19 protein-coding genes are annotated in these 21,820 nt (G+C 35.1%); 16 read left to right on the top strand and 3 right to left on the bottom strand.

What is annotated here, in order from left to right:
• The first annotated feature begins 97 nt into the window (after positions 1-97).
• From ACXX8U_RS00695 to ACXX8U_RS00650, 10 genes are all read left to right on the top strand, one after another.
• Positions 98-1,627, top strand: a complete 1,530-nt coding sequence (locus ACXX8U_RS00695; RefSeq protein ID WP_458564179.1) for an MFS transporter — start codon at positions 98-100, stop codon at positions 1,625-1,627.
• Positions 1,620-2,276: a beta-phosphoglucomutase gene (gene pgmB / locus ACXX8U_RS00690; RefSeq protein WP_458564178.1), complete on the top strand. Its 657-nt coding sequence runs from the start codon at positions 1,620-1,622 to the stop codon at positions 2,274-2,276. The genes ACXX8U_RS00695 and pgmB overlap by 8 nt, the downstream gene beginning before the upstream one ends.
• A 105-nt stretch (positions 2,277-2,381) precedes the next feature.
• A complete protein-coding gene (gene mdxK / locus ACXX8U_RS00685; protein WP_458564177.1) occupies positions 2,382-4,685 on the top strand; it encodes a maltose phosphorylase MdxK in 2,304 nt (767 codons plus the stop codon).
• 180 nt (positions 4,686-4,865) lie between these two features.
• Positions 4,866-6,701 carry a glycoside hydrolase family 13 protein gene (locus ACXX8U_RS00680; RefSeq protein WP_458564176.1) on the top strand — a complete coding sequence of 612 codons (1,836 nt, stop codon included), beginning with the start codon at positions 4,866-4,868 and terminating at the stop codon, positions 6,699-6,701.
• 87 nt (positions 6,702-6,788) lie between these two features.
• The gene (locus ACXX8U_RS00675; protein ID WP_458564175.1) at positions 6,789-8,447 is read left to right on the top strand and encodes an alpha-amylase family glycosyl hydrolase; all 1,659 of its coding nucleotides are present in this window, start codon (positions 6,789-6,791) and stop codon (positions 8,445-8,447) included.
• 80 nt (positions 8,448-8,527) lie between these two features.
• On the top strand, positions 8,528-9,205 hold the full coding sequence (locus tag ACXX8U_RS00670) for a glycerophosphodiester phosphodiesterase (protein ID WP_458564174.1): 678 nt from the start codon (positions 8,528-8,530) through the stop codon (positions 9,203-9,205).
• Positions 9,202-10,413, top strand: a complete 1,212-nt coding sequence (locus ACXX8U_RS00665; RefSeq protein WP_458564173.1) for a BaiN/RdsA family NAD(P)/FAD-dependent oxidoreductase — start codon at positions 9,202-9,204, stop codon at positions 10,411-10,413. The genes ACXX8U_RS00670 and ACXX8U_RS00665 overlap by 4 nt, the downstream gene beginning before the upstream one ends.
• Before the next feature lie 79 nt (positions 10,414-10,492).
• Positions 10,493-10,714, top strand: coding sequence for a DUF2683 family protein (locus tag ACXX8U_RS00660; RefSeq protein WP_144891415.1), 222 nt, complete (start codon positions 10,493-10,495; stop codon positions 10,712-10,714).
• Positions 10,696-10,971: a Txe/YoeB family addiction module toxin gene (locus ACXX8U_RS00655; protein ID WP_458564172.1), complete on the top strand. Its 276-nt coding sequence runs from the start codon at positions 10,696-10,698 to the stop codon at positions 10,969-10,971. Before ACXX8U_RS00660 ends, ACXX8U_RS00655 begins: the two co-directional genes overlap by 19 nt.
• Positions 10,972-11,217: 246 nt before the next feature.
• Positions 11,218-11,955, top strand: a complete 738-nt coding sequence (locus ACXX8U_RS00650; RefSeq protein ID WP_458564171.1) for a BamP family beta-assembly machinery protein — start codon at positions 11,218-11,220, stop codon at positions 11,953-11,955.
• Positions 11,956-12,002: 47 nt separating this feature from the next.
• Here ACXX8U_RS00650 and ACXX8U_RS00645 read toward each other — a convergent pair whose 3' ends face one another.
• From ACXX8U_RS00645 to ACXX8U_RS00635, 3 genes are all read right to left on the bottom strand, one after another.
• Positions 12,003-12,479 carry a TspO/MBR family protein gene (locus ACXX8U_RS00645; protein ID WP_458564170.1) on the bottom strand — a complete coding sequence of 159 codons (477 nt, stop codon included), beginning with the start codon at positions 12,477-12,479 and terminating at the stop codon, positions 12,003-12,005.
• Between the two features lie 204 nt (positions 12,480-12,683).
• On the bottom strand, positions 12,684-13,397 hold the full coding sequence (locus tag ACXX8U_RS00640; protein WP_458564169.1) for a LytR/AlgR family response regulator transcription factor: 714 nt from the start codon (positions 13,395-13,397) through the stop codon (positions 12,684-12,686).
• A 3-nt stretch (positions 13,398-13,400) separates the two neighbouring features.
• Complete coding sequence (locus ACXX8U_RS00635) at positions 13,401-14,447, bottom strand: sensor histidine kinase (RefSeq protein ID WP_458564168.1); 1,047 nt, start codon at positions 14,445-14,447, stop codon at positions 13,401-13,403.
• A 203-nt stretch (positions 14,448-14,650) separates the two neighbouring features.
• On the opposite strand from ACXX8U_RS00635, the gene ACXX8U_RS00630 reads away from it, so the two are divergent.
• The 6 genes from ACXX8U_RS00630 (at position 14,651) to ACXX8U_RS00605 (ending at position 21,776) form a co-directional block, all read left to right on the top strand.
• Complete coding sequence (locus ACXX8U_RS00630; RefSeq protein WP_458564167.1) at positions 14,651-17,050, top strand: TonB-dependent receptor; 2,400 nt, start codon at positions 14,651-14,653, stop codon at positions 17,048-17,050.
• 101 nt (positions 17,051-17,151) lie between these two features.
• On the top strand, positions 17,152-18,234 hold the full coding sequence (locus ACXX8U_RS00625) for a diphosphomevalonate decarboxylase (protein ID WP_458564166.1): 1,083 nt from the start codon (positions 17,152-17,154) through the stop codon (positions 18,232-18,234).
• A 41-nt stretch (positions 18,235-18,275) separates the two neighbouring features.
• Positions 18,276-18,470 carry a hypothetical protein gene (locus ACXX8U_RS00620; RefSeq protein ID WP_458564165.1) on the top strand — a complete coding sequence of 65 codons (195 nt, stop codon included), beginning with the start codon at positions 18,276-18,278 and terminating at the stop codon, positions 18,468-18,470.
• Between the two features lie 51 nt (positions 18,471-18,521).
• On the top strand, positions 18,522-19,460 hold the full coding sequence (locus tag ACXX8U_RS00615) for a mevalonate kinase family protein (protein ID WP_458564164.1): 939 nt from the start codon (positions 18,522-18,524) through the stop codon (positions 19,458-19,460).
• A gap of 89 nt (positions 19,461-19,549) precedes the next feature.
• On the top strand, positions 19,550-20,506 hold the full coding sequence (locus ACXX8U_RS00610; protein ID WP_458564163.1) for a geranylgeranylglycerol-phosphate geranylgeranyltransferase: 957 nt from the start codon (positions 19,550-19,552) through the stop codon (positions 20,504-20,506).
• Between the two features lie 361 nt (positions 20,507-20,867).
• On the top strand, positions 20,868-21,776 hold the full coding sequence (locus ACXX8U_RS00605; RefSeq protein ID WP_458566377.1) for a pseudouridine synthase: 909 nt from the start codon (positions 20,868-20,870) through the stop codon (positions 21,774-21,776).
• The last annotated feature ends 44 nt before the right edge of the window (positions 21,777-21,820 follow it).

The raw sequence follows: 21,820 nt of genomic DNA, 5'->3' as shown, positions 1-21,820 counted from the left end.
TCTATATTTACACCTCAAAACTTTAACTTTTACTTCGAAAATTAAGATAAGTTTTGATAAGCATAGCGCTTATCGTATTAATATTTAAATTACGATAATGGAAAAGCGTAGATTAAGTTTCTGGCAAATTTGGAACATGAGTTTCGGATTTCTGGGAATTCAAATGGGTTTTGCTCTGCAAAATTCAAATGTTAGCAGGATATTTCAAACTCTCGGCGCTAACATTGATGACATTCCTATTTTATGGGTTGCCGCTCCAATGACTGGGTTAATAATTCAGCCAATTATCGGATATTTTTCTGATAAAACTTGGACTAAATTGGGAAGAAGAAAACCTTATTTTCTTGCTGGTGCCATTTTAGCCTCGGGCGCTTTATTCATAATGCCAAATTCTCCTCTGTTGTGGTTTGCTGCAGGTATGCTATGGATTATGGATGCTTCCATAAATGTTTCAATGGAACCTTTTCGTGCATTTGTAGGTGACAATCTACCTGATTCACAAAGAACCACAGGTTTTGCCATGCAAAGCTTTTTTATTGGAATCGGAGCTTACTTTGCCTCTAAACTTCCGTTAATTTTTACGCATTTTGGAGTAAGCAATACCGCTCCACTAGGTGTTATTCCAGATTCTGTTAAATATTCATTTTATTTTGGCGGAATAGCTTTCCTGCTAACAGTATTGTGGACAGTTTTAACTTCTAAAGAATATTCACCAGCAGAATTAGAAGCTTTTGAAAACCATAGCAAAGAAACTTATAAAAAAGAAACACATTCGAAAGAATGGTTTTTAGCAAATGGTAAATCTCATTTAAGTAAAGGATTATTATTTTTAGTTGTAAGTGCTGTATTCTCATTTGCAATTTACAATTATGAATTGAAAAAAGATTTATACGTTCTTTCTATCGGATTAATTGGTCTTGGGGGAATAGCAATGCTGACTTCTGGTTTACTGCAAAAAGCAAATAATACAGAAAATGGTTTTGTAACCATAATGAATGATTTTCAGTTCATGCCCAAAATAATGAAACAATTGGCTTGGGTACAATTCTTCTCTTGGTTTGCACTTTTTTCAATGTGGATTTACACAACACTTGCGGTAACACAACACATTTACAAAACAACAGATACAACTTCCGAAGCTTACAATATTGGCGCAAATCAAGTGGGTGAAATGTTTGCCAACTACAATTTAATTGCAGCTATAGCCGCATTCCTTTTACCGATATTGGCTAAATACACGAGCAGAAAATTTACTCATTTCGTGGCGTTAGTCTGTGGAGGATTAGGTTTAATTTCTGTTTATTTTATTTCTGAACCAACGGTTTTCACAATGGAATGGCTTCCGATGATTGGAGTTGGAATTGCATGGGCGAGTATTTTATCAATCCCTTATGCAATGCTTTCAGGTTCATTACCATCAAGCAAAATGGGATATTACATGGGAGTTTTTAACTTTTTTATCGTAATTCCTCAATTAGTAGCAGCTTCTATTTTAGGTTTTCTAGTATCTAAATTTTTTAACAGTGAACCTATTTATGCTTTACTAATTGGTGGAGCATCTATGATTCTTGCCGGACTAATAGCTTTAACCATTAATGACAAATCGAAAATTAATTTAAATGAATAACATTAAAGCATTTATATTCGACCTTGACGGCGTAATTGTAGATACGGCTAAATACCATTATTTGGCTTGGAAAAAAATTGCCAATTCACTTGACATCGATTTTACACACGAGCACAATGAATTATTGAAAGGAGTCAGCCGCGTGCGCTCTTTGGATATTATTTTAGATTTAGGAAAAGTTGATGCCTCGCAAGAACAAAAAGACCAATGGCTCTTTCAAAAAAACGAAGACTACCTCTCCTATTTAGTTGACATGGATGCCAGCGAAATTTTACCGGGAGTAGTTCCTGTTTTAGAATTTTTAAAAGAAAGAGGTCAAAAGATTGCTTTAGGATCTGCCAGTAAAAATGCAAGACCTATTCTAGAAAAAACTGGAATTGCCTCTTTTTTTGATGCCATCGTTGACGGAAATGATGTGAGCAATGCCAAACCAGATCCCGAAGTGTTTTTAACCGCAGCACGACTCGTAAACGCAGCGCCTGAAAACGCTATTGTTTTTGAAGACTCGGTAGCAGGAATTCAAGCCGCAAACAATGCCAACATGATTAGCGTTGGAATTGGTGATGCTGCAACCTTGCACGAGGCAAAATACATTTTTACCGATTTTACAGCCATGGATGAAAATTTCCTTGCGCAATTAATACAATAAATAGAAAAAATATTTTTAAAGTTTTCGAGACTACTTGAAACCTTAGCCGAAGCGAAACCAAATTGTAAGGAACGCAGCGGAATAAAACTTTAAACAACAATTACAATGAATCAAGATTATATAAAAGCAGACAATTGGTCCATCATTGAAGAAGGATTTGATGTAGAGCGCGTAAAGTCATCCGAGAGCTTATTTAGCATCGGTAATGGCGCGATGGGACAAAGAGCTAACTTTGAAGAACAGTATTCAGGCCACAGTTTTCAAGGAAGCTATATTGCCGGAATTTATTATCCTGATAAAACTAAAGTGGGTTGGTGGAAAAATGGCTACCCAGAATATTTTGCAAAAGTATTAAACGCTCCCAACTGGATTGGAATTGATATTGAAATCAATGACGAGAAACTGGACTTGAACACCTGTACGTCAGTGAGCAACTTTCGTCGTGAATTGAACATGAAAGAAGGTTGGTACCACCGCTCTTTTGAAGCTACACTGAAAAATGGAACTCAAATTGCAGTTGAAGTTCGTCGTTTTTTATCCTTAACATTAGACGAAGTTGGAGTTATTAATTACCAAATTACTCCCTTAAATAAAGATGCTAAAATCATTTACAAACCTTATGTAGATGCTGGCGTAACCAATGAAGATGCCAACTGGGAAGAGAAATTCTGGGAAGTTTTAGATGTGAAAAAATCTGCTAATGACGCCTTTGTAACGGCTCAAACCTTTAAAACGCACTTTAAAGCTACCACGTTTATGCACAACACCATTTTAACCAATGGTGAAAAAACAGCTATTTCACCTTCGCACATTGATGCTACTGCCGAAAAAATTCAGTTCAGCTACGATGTTATTGTTGGTCAAGGTCAAAAATCATCTATTCAAAAAATTGGTGGTTACACGGTTTCTTTAAACCATGAAAACACTATTACTGCTGCCGAAAAAGCTATTCAAGCTGCCTTAGCATTGGGCTACGAGCAGTTGTTACAAGACCAAATTACTGCTTGGGCAAAAATTTGGGAAATGTCAGACATCACAATTGATGGTGATGTAAAGGCACAACAGGGAATTCGTTTCAATATTTTTCAGTTGAACCAAACGTACCTTGGTAAAGATTCTCGTTTGAACATTGGACCAAAAGGTTTCACTGGCGAAAAATACGGTGGATCAACTTATTGGGATACTGAGGCGTATTGCATTCCGTTTTACATGGCAACCAAAGATCAAGAAGTAGCTCGCAACTTGTTAACGTACCGCTACAATCAGCTAGATAAAGCCATTGAAAACGCTGCTAAACTAGGATTTACAAACGGTGCTGCTTTGTACCCGATGGTAACTATGAACGGTGAAGAGTGCCACAACGAATGGGAAATTACTTTTGAAGAAATTCATAGAAATGGAGCCATCGCTTTTGCTATTTATAATTTTTACCGCTACACTGGCGATTACAGTTACATTCCTGAGAAAGGATTGGAAGTCTTGATCGGAATTGCACGTTTTTGGCACCAAAGAGCTAATTTCTCTACCAAATTAAACCAATACGTAATTCTTGGCGTTACCGGTCCTAATGAATATGAAAACAACGTAAACAATAATTTCTACACCAATTATATTGCTAAATGGTGTTTGGATTATACCTACGAACAAATTCAAAAAGTATCACTTGAATATCCTGCAGACCACAAACGTGTCACTGAAAAAGTAAATATCACCGATACCGAATTACAAGCTTGGAAAAAAGTGGCTGACAATATGTACTTCCCATTTTCAGAAGAGCATAATGTTTACTTGCAGCAAGATGGTTTCTTAGATAAGGAATTGGTGCGCGTAGCTGATTTAGATAAAAGTCAAAGACCGATCAATCAAAAATGGTCTTGGGATCGTATTTTGCGCTCGCCTTACATCAAGCAAGCCGATGTTTTACAATGTTTTTATTTCTTCGAGGATCATTTTACAACCGAGCAATTAAAGAATAATTTCGAGTTTTACGAATCGTTTACCGTTCATGAAAGTTCACTTTCACCATGCGTACACTCTATTCAAGCAGCAGTTTTGGATAAAATGGACATGGCTTACACCTTCTATTTAAGAACATCTCGTTTGGATCTTGATGATTACAATAAAGAAGTTGAGGAAGGTTGTCATATCACCTCTATGGCTGGAACTTGGATGAGTATTGTAGAAGGTTTTGGAGGAATGCGCGTGAAAGAAAATGTGCTTCATTTTTCTCCAAAAATTCCAAAAGAATGGACGGCTTACTCTTTTAAAATAAATTTCAGAAATCAAATTTTAACGGTAAACATCAACCACGATCAAACCACTTTCTCAGTAGATGGCGACACGACTCTGGAGATTATGGTAAATGGTAATCCTGTTACCGTACAAAATTCAAACTTGGCCACTGTGTAATAGAATTGTTCTATTTTACAGCTGCAAAAGTCAAAATGCTATACTTACAATCCCAATTTTTATTGGGATTGTTTACTTAAAACAGTTTTGAAAAGTGAATAAATTTCAAAACTAACGCTTACTAACTACTCGTTTCATTGAATAACTAGGTTTCAAGTACATTTTCAAAATAAAAGCTTAATGAAAAAATTAATCGTATTCCTTCTATTTATGACTAGTATCGCAAATGCACAAATTGAAAAAGTTGAACCGCCATTTTGGTATGCCGGTATGCAACACAGTGCGGTACAAATTTTATTTTACGGAAAAGAAATCAGCCAATATCAAGTTTCAGCCTCGAACAATATTGCGATAACGGATATTAAAAAAACTGAAAATCCAAACTACTTATTTGTCACTATCGACACCAAACAAGTAGCTGCCACTGATTTTATTTTTACATTCAAACAAAAGGGCAAAAAAACATTTCAACAACCCTACAGTTTAAAAAACAGAAAAGCACAATCAGCAGAGCGTAAAGGTTTCGACTCTTCGGATGTGATGTATTTATTGATGCCAGACCGTTTTGCTAATGGGAATAAAAACAATGACAGTACTGCAGATACCAAAGAAAAGTACAACCGGGATTTACCTGGAGGAAGACACGGTGGCGATATCGAAGGAATTATTAAAAACCTAGATTACATTGCTGCAACAGGCGCTACAACCCTTTGGAGCACGCCACTTTGCGAAGACAACGATGCTAAATTCTCGTACCACACTTACGGACAATCTGATGTATATAAAATTGATCCTCGTTATGGCACAAATCAAGATTATGCGGACCTAGCAGCGGAACTGCACAAACGCAAAATGAAATTGGTAATGGATTATGTCACCAACCATTGGGGAATCGAACATTGGATGATCAAAGATTTACCCACAAAAGATTGGATTAACCAATTTGAAAAATACACCCAAACCAATCACAAACGCACCGTTATTCATGACATAAATGCTTCTGAAATAGATAAAAAAGTAGCTATTGACGGATGGTTCGTTCCATCGATGCCTGATTTGAATTTGAAGAATCCTTTGACTTTAAATTACTTGATTCAAAATGCTATTTGGTGGATTGAATTTGCTGATTTAGATGGATTTCGCATAGATACTTATAACTATTCTGACCCAGCAGGAATTGCCACTTGGACAAAAGCAATCACCAACGAATACCCAAATTTTAATATCGTTGGCGAAGTTTGGATGCAGAGTCAAGCTCAAATGGCCTTTTGGCAAAAAGACAGTAAAATTGCAGCGATTCAAAATTACAATTCAAACTTGCCAAGTGTAATGGATTTTACATTTTACGAAGCTACAACCAAGGCATTCAATGAAGACGATGCAGGATGGGACAAAGGCTTGATGCGGTTTTACGACAATTTCGCAAATGACTTCTTGTATCCAAACCCAAACAATATTTTAATTTTTGCCGAGAATCACGATACCAATCGCATCAACGAAACTTACAAAAACGACCTTCGCAAATACAAAATGGCCATGAGTATTTTGGCAACTGTACGTGGTATTCCGCAAATTTACTACGGTAGCGAAATTGGTATGGCAGGTAACAAAGATAGAGGCGATGCAGCTATTCGTCAAGATTTCCCCGGCGGATGGGAAGGCGACACCAACAATGCTTTTACAGATGCAGGACGAACTGTCGAACAAAAGCAGTATTTCGATTTTACTTCTAAATTATTCAACTGGAGGAAAACACAAACAGCCGTTCATACCGGAAAAATGACGCATTACATTCCAGAAAATAACATATACGTATACTTCAGATATAATGCAGACGACGCAGTGATGGTGATCATGAACAACAGCAATGACAAAAAAACAGTTGCAACCGATCGCTTTAAAGAAAATATCAAGAATTTTAAATCAGGAAAAGAAGTTATTTCAGAACAAACTTTTGATATCACCAAAGAGGTAACGCTTGAACCAAAATCAGTTTTTATTCTGGACCTGAAATAATTTTAACCATATAAGTCATTTAAGAAACTACATAGTAACTTAAACGACTTCTATGTTTCAAAAAAACAATCATTTAAAAGTAAAAAAATGAAAAAATATTCTATCCCAATACTACTTTTAGGCTTGAGCCTGTTGAGTAGTTGCAACAGTGCTAAATCTGTAGTACAAAACAACCAAACTCCTTTTGTTTGGGAAGGAGCTAATGTGTACTTTTTGCTGACGGATCGTTTTAATAATGGCGATAAATCCAACGACCTAAACTTTGACAGAAATAAAACCACGGGGAAACTGCGCGGTTTTGAAGGTGGTGATATCAAAGGGATTTCTCAAAAAATTGACGAAGGCTATTTTGACAAACTCGGCATTAATGCCATTTGGTTTACGCCAGTGGTAGAACAAATTCACGATGGCGTTGACGAGGGCACTGGTTTGAGTTATGGCTTTCACGGCTACTGGGCCAAAGATTGGACGGCTTTAGACCCGAACTTTGGAACGAAAGAAGATTTAGCAACATTAGTTCAAAAGGCTCATGCACATGGCATCCGAATCATTCTTGACGGTGTTATCAATCACACCGGGCCAGTTACTCCTATTGATACGGTTTGGCCGCAAGATTGGGTTCGAACAGGACCAACTTGCGATTATAAATCATTTGAAAACACAACCGCTTGTACTCTTGTAGCCAACTTACCTGATGTTAAAACAGAAAGCAGTCAAGCAGTGGCTTTGCCTCCTTCTTTAATCGAAAAATGGAAAAAAGAAGGTCGTTACGAACAAGAAATGAAAGAACTCAATGCGTTTTTTACGCGTACCGGTTATCCAAGAGCACCAAAATATTACATCATCAAATGGTTAACGGATTATATTACGGAATACGGAATTGACGGATACCGAGGCGATACCGTAAAACATACTGATGAAACCGTTTGGGCCGATTTTAAAATCCAATGTGACTATGCTTTTGAAACTTGGAAAAAAAACAATCCAACAAAAGTATTAGATAACAACTCCTTTTACACCATTGCTGAAGTTTACAATTATGGCATCAGTGGCGGTCAAGATTTTGATTTTGGAGACAAAAAAATCAACTATTTTAAAAATGGTTTCAACAACATGATCAATTTTGAATTCAAATGGGATGCACAGAAAGACTATGAATTTATATTCTCTAAATATTCGACTAAACTGAACAATGACTTGAAAGGCTTTAGTGTTTTGAATTATATGTCTTCGCACGACGACGGTGCACCGTTTGATGCAAAACGTACTAAAAATAAGGAAACGGGAACCAAATTATTGCTTTCGCCGGGTATATCGCAAGTGTATTACGGTGACGAAAGTGCTCGCTCGTTAGCAATTGAAGGAACACAAGGTGATGCTACCTTACGTTCTTTAATGAATTGGGATGCCATAAAATCGAATCTTGAAACTCAAAAAACACTGTTGCATTGGCAAAAATTGGGTCAATTCAGAAAAAATCATCCATCAGTTGGAGCGGGAATTCACAAACAAATTTCAGCTCAACCCTATACTTTTTCTAGAACTTTCTCAAAAGAAAATTATACAGATAAAGTAGTTGTTGCATTAGATTTAAAAAGTGGAACTAAAGAACTTTCAGTTGGAACTATTTTCGCTGACGGAACCAAATTGATTGATGCTTATTCTGGAAAAGAATCGGTAGTGGTTAATGGAAAAGTGACAATCGATACTGAATTTGACATTGTTTTATTAGAACTGAAAAAATAAGTCTAAAATAATTACACTAGAACGTCTTTAGAAATGAAGGCGTTTTTTTTATGTTTACCTTTGCCTTAAAACCGAAAACAATGCTCAAAATTGGACATCGCGGCACAAAAGGATACGAACCCGAAAATACTTTGGTTTCCTTTCAAAAAGCATTAGATATGCACGTAGATGGCATTGAACTCGATGTACATTTGAGCGCTGATGGTGAAATAATCGTAATTCACGACGAAACTATTGATAGAACAACTAACGGAAAAGGTTTTGTAAACGGATTATCTTTGCAGCAATTGAAGACTTTTCAAATAGATGGTAAACACGAAATCCCCACGCTAGAAGAAGTTTTTGATTTGGTGAACCAAAAGTGTTTCATCAATATCGAACTCAAAAGTCATGATGCAACTGATAAAGTGGTGGCGCTAATTGAAAAATACGTAAACAAAAAAGGCTGGAAATACGACCATTTTTTAGTTTCTAGTTTTGATTGGAATGCGTTGCAACGAGTGTCGTCGTTAAATGATAAAATTGGAATTGGGGTTTTAACAGAAACCGATTTAGACTTGGCTTTGGCTTTCGCTGATACGATACAAGCAAAATCCATTCATCCCTATTTTCATTTATTGACAAAAGAAAACACGGCACACATACAAGTAAAAGGATTTCAGGTGTTCCCTTGGACAATCAATGAATTAGAAGACATTCAAAAAATAAAAACATACAACGTAAACGGAATCATAACCGATTTCCCCGACAGAATATGAATCAAAATTTCGATATAATAATTGTAGGTGGTGGCGCAGCAGGATTTTTTACAGCCATTAATATTGTAGAAAAAAACCCAAAACTGAAAGTTGCAATTTTAGAACGCGGTGCAGAAGTTTTACAAAAAGTTCGTATTTCCGGCGGCGGACGTTGTAACGTAACGCACGCTTGCTTTGAACCAAATGAATTGGTAAAATTTTACCCTCGTGGAGAAAAAGAACTACGCGGACCTTTTCATCAATTTTGCTCTGGCGACACGATCGAATGGTTCGAGAAACATGGCGTAGAATTAAAAATCGAAGCCGACGGACGCATGTTTCCAGTTTCGAATTCCTCACAAACAATCATTGATTGTTTCTTGAAAGCAACTCAAAAACTCGGAATCGCAGTTATTACAGGACAAAGTGTACAATCTATTTTCAAAAAAGAAAACGTTTGGAAGATTGAAACACAAACCGAGAATTACCTTGTCGAAAAGTTAATTTTGGCTACAGGCAGCAATCCTAAAGTTTGGGAAATGCTACAAAATTTTGGTCATGCAGTTGTCAGCCCAGTTCCTTCCCTATTCACTTTCAACATTAAAGATACCAGAATAAAAGAATTACCAGGCGTTGCCGCACATGTAACCGTAACCGTAAAAGGCACTAAACTCACATCAACAGGACCGTTATTAATTACCCATTGGGGAATGAGTGGCCCAGCAATTTTGAAGCTATCTGCTTGGGGAGCACGTATTTTGCATGACAAAAATTATCAGTTTACCATTTTCGTGAATTGGTTGAATGATGAAGACACAGAAGATGTTGAGAAAAAGCTAAAAGACTTAAAACAAGAACACGCAAAAAAATCAGTTTCAAAAAAATCACCTTTCGAACTGACCAACAGGTTATGGGAAAGTTTGGTACTCGCTTCTGGAATTGAAGAGGAAACAAAATGGGCTAATTTATCGAAAACTCAGTTGCAAAATCTAGCCAATCAATTGACGAAAGCAACTTTTCAAGTGAATGGAAAAAGTACTTTTAAAGAGGAGTTTGTGACAGCTGGCGGAATTGATTTAAAAGAAATTAATTTTAAAACGATGGAAAGTAAGTTACATGAAAACCTATATTTTGCTGGTGAAATTGTGAATATTGATGCTATTACAGGCGGTTTCAATTTTCAAAATGCGTGGACAAGTGGGTTTATTGTGGCGAATGCAATCAGTTAAACCCATAACACATTAAAAATCAACACCAAGCAAAATCTACGAAACGACATTTTTTTGTAAATTTGTAAAAAAGTAATTTATGACAACGATAACCTTGAAAATCAATGAAAATACTAAAAAAGGCAAAGCTTTTTTAGAAATGGCTCGTGTCTTTTTTGAAAACTCAAAAGAAATTGTACTCATTGAAGAAGATAATAAAAGCCCCTATAATCCAGAGTTTGTAAAAAAAATTAAAAAAGCAAGCAAGGAAAAAGGAAGAGTTATGAATAGTGCAGAGGAATTATGGGACAATATCAAGTAATTATCAAACAAACAGCTGAAAGAGATTTAGTAAAACATAAGAAATCGGGCGATGTTGCTTCAATAAAAAAAATATTAAAAATACTGACCGAATTACAATACCATCCATACACTGGGATCGGAAAACCAGAAGAATTAAAACATGAATTAAAAGGTTTTTGGTCAAGAAGAATTAATAAAAAAGACCGCTTGATATATGAAGTTCATGACAGTACGGTTACTGTTTATGTTGTTTCAGCAATGGGTCATTACTCATAATTATAAAAGTCAGTTCAGTAAGATCTAACCAAATGATCTCCTCTTAATCTCCAAAGATAAATTATCTTTTTTCCTCAATAAATTAGATGTAAATGCTATTACAGACGGTTTCAATTTTCAAAATGCGTGGACAAGTGGGTTTATTGTGGCGAACTCCATTTGATTTTAATTAACAAGAGTTTAAACCTTCAGTAAGTTTTATTTAAGATGATTCTGATACCTTTACCAGTCTATTATCAGAACTTTATGAAAACAAAATTACTCGCTTTACTTCTTTTTGTAGTCTATCAAAGTGGATTTTCACAAGTTACAGAGCGCATTCAAGGGAAAGTTGTTTTTGATAAAACTGTAGCAAACAAGGTCGAGGTTATCAATGCTACAAGTAAAAATGTCGCCTTAACAGATACTGAAGGTAAATTTACCATTACAGTTGAAGCCAACGATCAATTGGTTTTTGTAGCCAAAAATCATGAAATAAAAGAATTGAAAGTTACAGCTGCAATTATAAAACAAGGTTTCATCAACATGACTTTGGCAGCCAAAGCGGAAGAACTAAAAGAAGTAGTGGTACAAAATACTCCTTCAATCAAATTAAGTAAAGATGCCAAATGGGAACAAGCTAAATTGGATCAATACACATTAGAGAAAAATGCAAAAAAATTAAAGAATCCGGGTGTTTACACTGGAAGTATTGAAAACGGCATGGATATAATGCGAATTGGCGGAATGATTGCTAAATTATTCAAAAAGAAAAATACCGAAATCGATACAAAAGGTCCTGTATTACCTTTCGCGGAAGCAGCAAAAACCCAAATCGAAACAGAATTTTATACTGAGAACTTACAACTTCGTCAAGAAGAAATAGCTGCTTTTCTAGACTTTTGCAACAAAGACCCCAAGTCGAAAATAATTGCTGCACTGCAAAATACACTTTCACTGCAAGAATTCATGAGTAGTAAAATATTACATTTTAAAAGCTTATAAACTTTAAGTTATTAAAAACACTGCTAACTGAGACTGAAGACTATCAACTATCTATTCAACCACCAAATACTTCCGTTCAAAACCGCAGCAAAACTCACCCAAGCCAAATAAGGAATAAACAAATACCCAGCAATCTTGTTAATTTTTGAAAACTGAACGTAGGTTTCATAAATCATTAACCACAGCACAATAATTTCTAATCCTGCGAGCATTGGGTTATGCAAACCAAAAAACAAATACGACCACAAAGCATTTAGTCCGAGTTGTATCAAAAAGAAAATTAAGGCTTTTTTCACGACCTCTTCATTGCTTTTAATTTCGTTCCACACCAATCCTGCAGCTACACCCATCATAGCATACAAAGTACTCCAAACTGGTGCGAAAATCCAATTGGGTGGATTAAAACTAGGTTTGATCAAAGTAGGATACCAAGTTGTAATAGATGAGCGAGTCACCATTCCTGATGTATATCCTATAGCAAGACAAATAACAACTGCGACTAGTATTCGGGTGATTTTATTCATGTTTACCTTTTCTAATGAAAGTCAAAATTACTCAATTATTAACTAGAATTCCATAAAACAATAAAAGCTTTCGTTACACTAGCAATCGGAGTACAATTGTAACGATTTCTAAGCAAAACATTACAGTTAAAAATCAATTCCAGAAATTTGCTAGGGTATTAATTGAAAAAAAATCGCTTTTAATATCAAGAGAGTATGAAGATACTACAGTTTTTTTTGTTGAATGATTTCAAATAATTCTTTCTTGTAGGTATCGCCAATAGGAATACTTTTCCCGTTTATAAAAACATTTAAAGAATCTGTTTTCGTGATATGACGCAACGAAACAATAAATGATTTGTGCGTTTTAACAAAGTCATTTGTTGGTAAAAAATCCTCGATACTTTTTAGAGTATTATTGGTGATCACTTGTCTGTCCTTTAAATGAATGGCAACATAATTTTTAAGCCCTTCAATAAAGCAAATCTCATTAATTTGCACTTTTTCAAAATTATTTTTACCATCTGTTTTGATAAAAATAAAATCATCTACCTCTTTTGAAACCTCTTTTACCTCAACTTTAAAACTATTTTTTACTTTTAAAACCGCTTCGTAAAAACGTTCTAATTCAAATGGTTTTAATAAATAATCAACGGCATCTACTTCATAGCTTTGAATGGCAAACTGCGGATAAGCAGTCGTGAAAATAATTTTTGTTTTGCCTTTCACGAGTTTAGACAATTGCAAGCCTGTTAAATCGGGCATTTGAATATCCATAAAAACGAGGTCGATTCCGCCCTCTTCAATTACAGACAGCGCCGTAAGTGCATTGGTAGTTGAGGAAACCAATTCTAAGAAAGGAACTCTACTCAAATATTTTTCTATCAATCGGATAGCTGGCGGTTCATCATCAACAATAAGGCATTTTATTACTTTCATAATTTATATTTTAAAGGGCAACTTCAGCAAGGTTGTAAATACATCATTTGAATTGGTGTAAAGTAAAACAAAATCCTCTTTATAAATCGCACTCAATCTACGTTCTAAATTATCTTTTCCAATGCCTGTGTTGGTATACTTTTCTGATGAAGAAATCCTATTTGACGTTTCAATAATCACTTCACGCTCTGTAATTTGTATTTTAATCTTGGCTGGAAAGGCCGCATTATTAATCATCCCATGTTTAAAAATGTTTTCGACAAAATGTATAAAAACAAGCGAAGGAACTCTTTGTTCACCAACAATTCCCTCAACGGTGTATTCTAAAAATAAAGTATCTTCAAATCGTTTTCGGTGCAAATAAATATAATCCTCTATGAATTTAATCTCTTTACTGAGGGGCATAAATTCATTTCCAGCTTCATAAGTTACATACCGCAGGAGTTGAGATAACCGATAAATATCTTTGGCCACCTTGGGTTGCACATCAATTAAATCAGTGTAAAAAGTATTTAAGGTATTAAACAAAAAGTGCGGTTCGATTTGTGATTTGAGCAAATTTAATTCTGCTTTGTTGTAGTCGAGTTCTAACTTGTGCAGTCGACTTTGATTGGCCGCAAATTCAAAAAAATAATACACTACGGTACTGTACAAAATTGATTTTATAGCAAAAATCGAATTGTCAAAAGTGTAGAACAAAAACTTGCGGGATTCTTCAAAATAATTGTGTTTCCCAGTAAAATGATACAGTATCACTTCCTCAAGCAAGTATCGAACACGTCCAAAAAGCACGATAAGGAGTAGCACACCAATAGCAAACCTCCAATAGTGTTTTTTTCCTAAAGTGTACGGACTTACAAAGTAATAATTAACCGCATACGTTGTAAATGTTGCCGTGTACATGATAATTTGATTGTAGTTTAGAGGGAGTTGAAAATTCCTCAAAAAGCCCTTGCTACCTCCATACACATAATCCGAAAAAAGGTCCATCAATACAATAATGAGCACGAGCCCAATATGAAAGTACCATTGTTTTTTATTTATATCCATGAATCGAATTTACGCATTCTCGTTTTACTTATTATTTTTTTTTGGATGAACGCCTGATTTCTCTGTACGAACAGGTTTTTTTTGACCAAAACAATAAAAAAATTCTTTTTTCAGGTTTCATGTAGTAGAAAAGCAATCTGGTGTAAAACGACTTTTTGCCTTGGGTATCTCCTATACATTTGCTGACAACAAAACCAAACAACATGAAAACTACAATCGCCTTTTTATTATTTTTCAACATTAGCCTACTGTTTGCACAAAGCCCAAAAATTACAGGAGTAGTTACTACAAAAAAAAGCACCGAAAAAGTAGCTTTTGCAACTGTTTCCCTTTTTGATGCCAATAAAAATTCTTTTATTTCATTCACGACAACTGATGAAAATGGAAAATATGAAATTCCTCTTACTGCTACAGCATTCTACATCAAAATCGAGTTGTTAGGTTATAAAACCTTACAGTCAAAAATCTTCGCATCTACTACTAAAAATGTAACTCAAAATTTTGACTTAGAGGAAGATTCGGTAGCGCTTAACGAAGTAGTTGTTCTCCAAAAGAAGAGTATTATAAAACTCAGCAGAGACAAGATGATCGTAGATATCGACAAAGCCGGTTTTGGTAATGGCAATGACGGACTGGAAACCCTAAGCAAATTGCCAGGTGTACAATTGGATAAAGATGACAATGTAGTGTTTAGAGGCAACGCCAATCTTCAGATAATGATTGACGGGAAACCATCGCTTTTATCAGGTGAGGAGTTGAAACAGTATCTTAAATCAGTTGATGGTGCCAACATTAAATCGGTTGAAATAATTGCAAATCCTTCGGCAAAATATGATGCTTCAGGAAGTGCCGGAATTTTTAATATCGTTCTAAAAAAATCAGCCGCTACTGGTTTAACTGGAAATGCACGAACCTCAGTAGGATATGCTGAATTTATCAAAAACAGTAACGGGTTAAACCTTTACAACAACACCGAAAAATGGAATCTAAAATTTGGTATGAATTACGGCTACGTTGAAAGTGTAAATCGCAGAACGATAGATCAAACCGTAGTAACGCCAACAATTACAACTACTTTGCAACAAAAGAATGATTGGCTACCAATTTCAAACAATTATTCAGGAAATTTTGGAGCAGGATATAAAATAAATAAAAATGCGAACATGGGTGCGTCAGCTAATTATTCCTTGTACAAAAGCGATGAATTTACAAAAGGGCGCACCAACGAATTTGAGGATATGGTTTACAAAAGATACACGATCTTAAACACTCAAAACGACTTGGTAAACAAAACACTAACGGGAACTGTATTTTACAATTTCGCATCTGATAGTTTAGATACTAAAATAGATGCTCAAATAAATTATGCCAATTATAAAAATGACAGCGACCGCATTACAACCAATTCCTACTTCACATCGGATACGAATGAAATGTACCGTGACACCGAGGATGTTAAATATCAAAACCCTACAAATTTCAATATTATCAGTGCAAGAGTAGACTTCGAAAAAAAGATCAATGACAAATTCAATTTTGAAACCGGTAGCAAACTGAGTTACGTAAACAATGACTACACCATTATTTTACAAGATAGAAATGATCAAGGAGAATACATTACCAACACTAACAGAAGTAATCAATTAATTTACAAAGAATCCATTCTATCGGGCTATGGCATTACCAATTTCACCAAAGGGAATTTTGACATTCAAGCCGGACTAAGAGCAGAATATATCAATTACAATGCCACCTCATTAACCTCAAATAATACTAATAAAGACAACTATTTATCACTTTTCCCTTCCTTCAGTATTAACGGGAATTTCAAAAACGATCAATTCAAATTTTCATACAGCCGCCGTATTCAAAGACCGCGTTACTTGTACTTAAATCCTTATTTTGAATATATTGACACCTACAATGTATCTGTAGGAAATCCAAATTTAACTCCTCAATTTACAGATGCGTTTGAAGTGGTATGGATTAAAAAACAAAAAACGTCAGTTTCTCTTTTTGCTAATTTCTCGAAAGATGAAATGTACCAAATCATTGATTATGATACTGATACTAAAATAACTACTCTATCCTATGACAATATCGGTAAATCAAAAACTATTGGATTGTCACTCAATACAAGTATTACCGTTAAAAAATGGTGGGAAGCACAGTTCAGCAGCGAGCTTACGTATGGTCAAGCAACTTCTGATTTAGAAAACTATAAATTTAACGATAGTGGTGTCTCTTTCTCGGGAGCGTTAAATCAATCATTTACTTTGGCTAAGGATTGGAGTGCCACCTGGAATAGTTTTTATAGTCAAAACGGCGCTTACGGAAACACGACCTTCAAACCAAACTACGACATGTCATTTACCATGAGAAAAGACTTTTTTGACAAAAAAATTCGTTTGAATTTGAGCGCTCAAAATGTATTAAGAAAGAGCCAGTGGATACAAAGCACCAAACAAGATAACGTAACTACTAATTGGGTCAATCGTTGGGAAACTCGCAAAATAACGTTATCCCTTACGTACAATTTTGGAACAGCAAAAAAGAAAGAAGTAAAAGACGCCGACCTGAATGACGAACAAAACAGATTGTAAGGGTTAATCATTACTTTTAACTCAAAAAAGGGTGACGATTTCAAAAAACTACGAATCAGTGATGGCGAAAAAAAAGTATCTTTGCGTAAATTTTTGATTTTATGATTGCAGCAAACGATTTTATTCCATCATCATATTCCAATACTGTTGAAAGCGGTAATTTTCAATGGAGCGCACCCAGTAATATTGCACTTGTAAAATACTGGGGAAAAAAAGAAAATCAAATTCCAGCTAATCCATCGGTGAGTTTTACGTTAAATAATTGCAAAACGATTACCAAATTGGCTTTCGCCAAAAAAGAAAACGACGGTTCTTTCTCTTTTGATTTGCTTTTTGAAGGGCAGTCTAAAGAAGATTTCAAACCGAAAATTCAAAAATTTTTGGAGCGAATAGAAATCTATTTGCCGTTTTTAAAAGATTATCATTTTACAATTGATACCGAAAATACGTTCCCGCACAGTTCCGGAATTGCATCATCCGCATCAGGAATGGCAGCTTTGGCCATGAACTTGATGAGTTTAGAAAAAGGGTTAAACCCAGCCATGTCTGAAGATTATTTTTATCAAAAAGCGTCTTTACTTGCCCGTTTGGGTTCAGGAAGTGCTTGCCGAAGTGTTAAAGGACAAGTCGTGGTTTGGGGCAACCAAGCCAACATTCCTGGAAGTTCAGACTTATTTGGCGTGGAATTTCCGCATGCGATCCATCCTAATTTTAAGAATTTCCAAGATACCATTTTACTGGTTGACAAAGGCGAAAAACAAGTCTCGAGCACCGTTGGTCATGACTTGATGCACAACCATCCTTTTGCCGAAAGGCGATTTGCACAAGCGCATGAAAATTTAGATGCATTGATTACTATTTTTGAAAGTGGCGATTTAGACGCGTTTATAAAAATTGTAGAAAGCGAAGCCTTGACATTACACGCCATGATGATGACTTCTATGCCGTATTTTATCTTGATGAAACCAAACACATTACAAATCATTAATGCCATTTGGAAATTCAGAAATGAGACCAAAATACCTGTTTGTTTCACGCTAGATGCTGGTGCCAATGTACATGTTTTGTATCCCGAAAACGTTAGCGAAAAAGTTTTGCAATTTATTAAAGACGAATTAGTTGGCTATTGTCAAAATGGGCAGTACATTTGTGATCAAATAGGAAACGGAGCAGCGCTTGTTTAATCTTTTTTTGTGTATCTTTAAACATTCTTAAAAAGAACGTGATGGATATTCAATCAGAAAAAATAGAATTGATCAAAATGTTACTCGCAACTAATGATGCATCTTTATTAGTAGCAGTTAGAAACATTTTTGAAAAACAACAACAAACTGTTTGGACGGAATTATCACCTGAAGAGCAAGAACAAATTGAAATTAAAATCCAAGAAGATAATCGAGGCGATCAATTGGAAATATAAAAATAAATACAATATAATTACCAACCCCAAATTGTTAATTTAAAAATACATATGAAAGGACCATTATTTTATTCAAAAATATTACTCTTTGGAGAATACGGAATCATTCGTGACTCAAAAGGGCTTTCTATTCCTTATAACTTTTACAACGGCGCTTTAAAAAGAGACGAAAATCCATCTGCTGAGGCTATTAAATCAAACGGTCATTTAAAACGATTTGTAAGTTATCTAGAAACTTTGCAAACAGAGCAGCCGGATTTGGTTACGTTTGACCTTGACTTATTAAAAGAAGATGTTAATACGGGAATGTATTTTGACTCTAGCATTCCACAAGGATATGGCGTAGGTAGTAGTGGCGCTTTAGTTGCAGCTATTTACGATAAATATGCTCATCATAAAATCACAGTTTTAGAGAATCTAACTCGTGAAAAATTATTGCAGTTAAAAAACATCTTTTCTCAAATGGAGAGTTTTTTCCACGGGAAAAGTTCGGGTTTAGACCCTTTGAATAGTTACTTGAGTATTCCGATTTTGATTAATTCGAAAGATAATATAGAAGCTACCGGAATTCCAACACAAAGTTTTGATGGCAAAGGCGCTGTATTTTTATTAGATTCAGGTATTGTGGGCGAAACCGCACCGATGGTAAACATCTTTATGGAAAACTTGAAAGACAAAGGTTTTAGAACCATGTTGAAAAATCAATTTGTAAAATACACCGATGCTTGCGTTGAAAATTTCCTTGGCGGAGACATGAAATCACTTTTCATGAACACAAAGAAACTTTCAAAAGTAGTTTTGAATAACTTTAAACCAATGATTCCTGAGCAATTTCACGGCATTTGGCAGCAAGGTATTGACAGCAACGATTACTACTTAAAATTATGCGGATCAGGCGGAGGTGGCTACATTCTTGGTTTTACCGAAGATTTAGAAAAAGCTAAAGCTTCTCTTAAAGATTATAAACTAGAAGTAGTTTATCAGTTTTAAAAAATATAAACTCCCTGACCCATTCGTCAGGGAGTTTCTTAATACACTCATTTGTACCGCGTACTCCAATACTCTTTAACCAAATTAAAATGTTAAGCAGACCAAACAAACTTCTTATAATGAAAATTGCAAGTTTGTTCTCTGTAGTGCGAGGATATAACATTCCCATTATCATAATTGCGCAATACTTATCGGCGATTTTTATATTGGCACCAGAGAAAAGATCTTTAGATATAATTCTAAACTTCAATCTTTTTATTTTAGTTTTTGCCTCAGCCTTAACCATTGCTTCGGGTTACATCATCAATAATTTTTACGACAGTCAAAAAGATTTAATCAACAGACCTACCAAGTCAATGTTGGATCGATTGGTCAGTCAAAAAACCAAATTACAAGTCTATTTTACACTAAACTTTATTGTAGCCTTGATGGCACTTTTTGTTTCGTGGCGCGTTTTTTTATTCTTTTCAGGTTATATTTTTTTCATTTGGTTGTACTCTCACAAACTAAAAAAACAGACCGTTATTGGCAATTTAACCGCAGCTGTTTTGGCGGTGATGCCGTTTTTTGCTATCCTTCTATATTTTTACACACGAATCCCTTTTGAAGATATCGAAAATTACAAACAACAATTGGGAGTTGTTTTTGCGCATGCTTCCTTTTTGTTTTTGCTTTTATTGGTTCGCGAAATGATCAAAGATTTAGAAAACCTACAAGGAGATTTAGCCAACGACTACCCTACTATTCCTGTAGTTTACGGTGAAAAAGCGGCCAAAAAAGTAATTAGTTTTTTGACAATTTTATCTATTCTGCCAGTTTACATTTTAGTTGATGTTTATGATGTGGGCTACATGGCGATATACTTTTACAGTAGCTATATTGTCCTCATCTTTTTTGTTTTGTACTTATGGAAATCAGCAGTAAAAAAAGACTATTTGGCCTTGCACAATGTCTTGAAATTTTTGATTGTTGCAGGCGTATTCTGTATTGTCTTAATTAATCCTGCCGTTTTGTGGCATGGAAAAAAGCTATTAATGACGATTTAGTTTTTTTCTTGTTTCAATATTTCAAAAGTTAATTAAATAGGCAAGCAGACTTCCAATTGTCTAAATAGATATAACCGTAATTACCTAACTAAGCTTCTACTTTCAGCGGAATTCGGCGAACTTCGTTTGTATTGGATTTTTTTCTATCAAAAATTAAAAGATATAACCGATAGCAGGATATCGACAATTCAGCACAGCGAAACAGCTTCTAAAAAAACAACCTACTAATAGCAAGAACGATAGCAACAAACCACTTAGCGTTTTTATAATTATCGGTTATTGATTGTCAAGTATATAAATAGTATCTTTGCACGCACTAGGTCGCAAAGATGGGACTAAAGAAGTAAATTATTGGAATATTATGAATAACAAGGAAGGCAATAATAAGAAAAGTGGTGGAAGAGCAAACAGCTCAAGACCCAATTCAAATAAGCCAAAACCTGCCATGCAGAAGCGCGCTCAAGGGCCTAAAAAAGTAAAAGTAACCACTAAAGTTGCTGATATTGCTGCTGAAAAAGTAGAGAAAAAACCAAATCAAGCGCCTAAAAGACCGAAAGTTAAAGACGAAATTCGTTTGAACAAATACATTGCAAACTCTGGAGCTTGTTCTAGACGTGATGCAGATATTTACATCCAATCTGGGACGGTAAAAGTAAACGGAATTCCTGTAACCGAAATGGGATACATGGTAAAACCAGGTGATGTTGTTAATTTTGATGGAGCTACTTTGACTCCAGAGAAAAAAGTGTACATCTTGTTGAACAAACCGAAAAACTTTACGACAGCATTAGACGAAGGACAAGAATTTCGTAATGTTTTAGAGTTAGTAAAAGGTTCAACTACCGCCAAAATTGGTCCGGTAGGAAGAATGGATAAAAACACAACCGGTTTGTTGTTGTTTACGAATGATACTGATATGATTCGTAAGTTTACCTTACCAAGTCAAAAATCATCTAAAATTTATCAGGTTTCTTTAGATAAAAATTTAAAGTTTGAAGATTTAGAAAAAATCCAAAAAGGATTAACACTAGATGGTCACCGTGTTTTTGTTGAAGAAGTAAGCTACATTGAAGGTGAAGCAAAAAGTGAAATCGGATTGAAATTACGTTCTTCAAATGTAAAAGTAGTTCGTTCAATTTTCGAACATTTTGATTATGATGTATTACGTATTGACCGTGTGGCTTTTGCTGGATTGACTAAAAAGAATTTACCAAGAGGAAACTGGAGATTACTTACTGAACAAGAAATCATCAACTTGAAAAACGTTTAGTTTTTTAAAGCTCTTAAAAATACAAAGCCCTCCAAAATTAATTC

It is taken from the genome of Flavobacterium sp. GNP001 (assembly GCF_054343775.1).
This window is presented reverse-complemented; position numbering and strand designations above follow the sequence as displayed.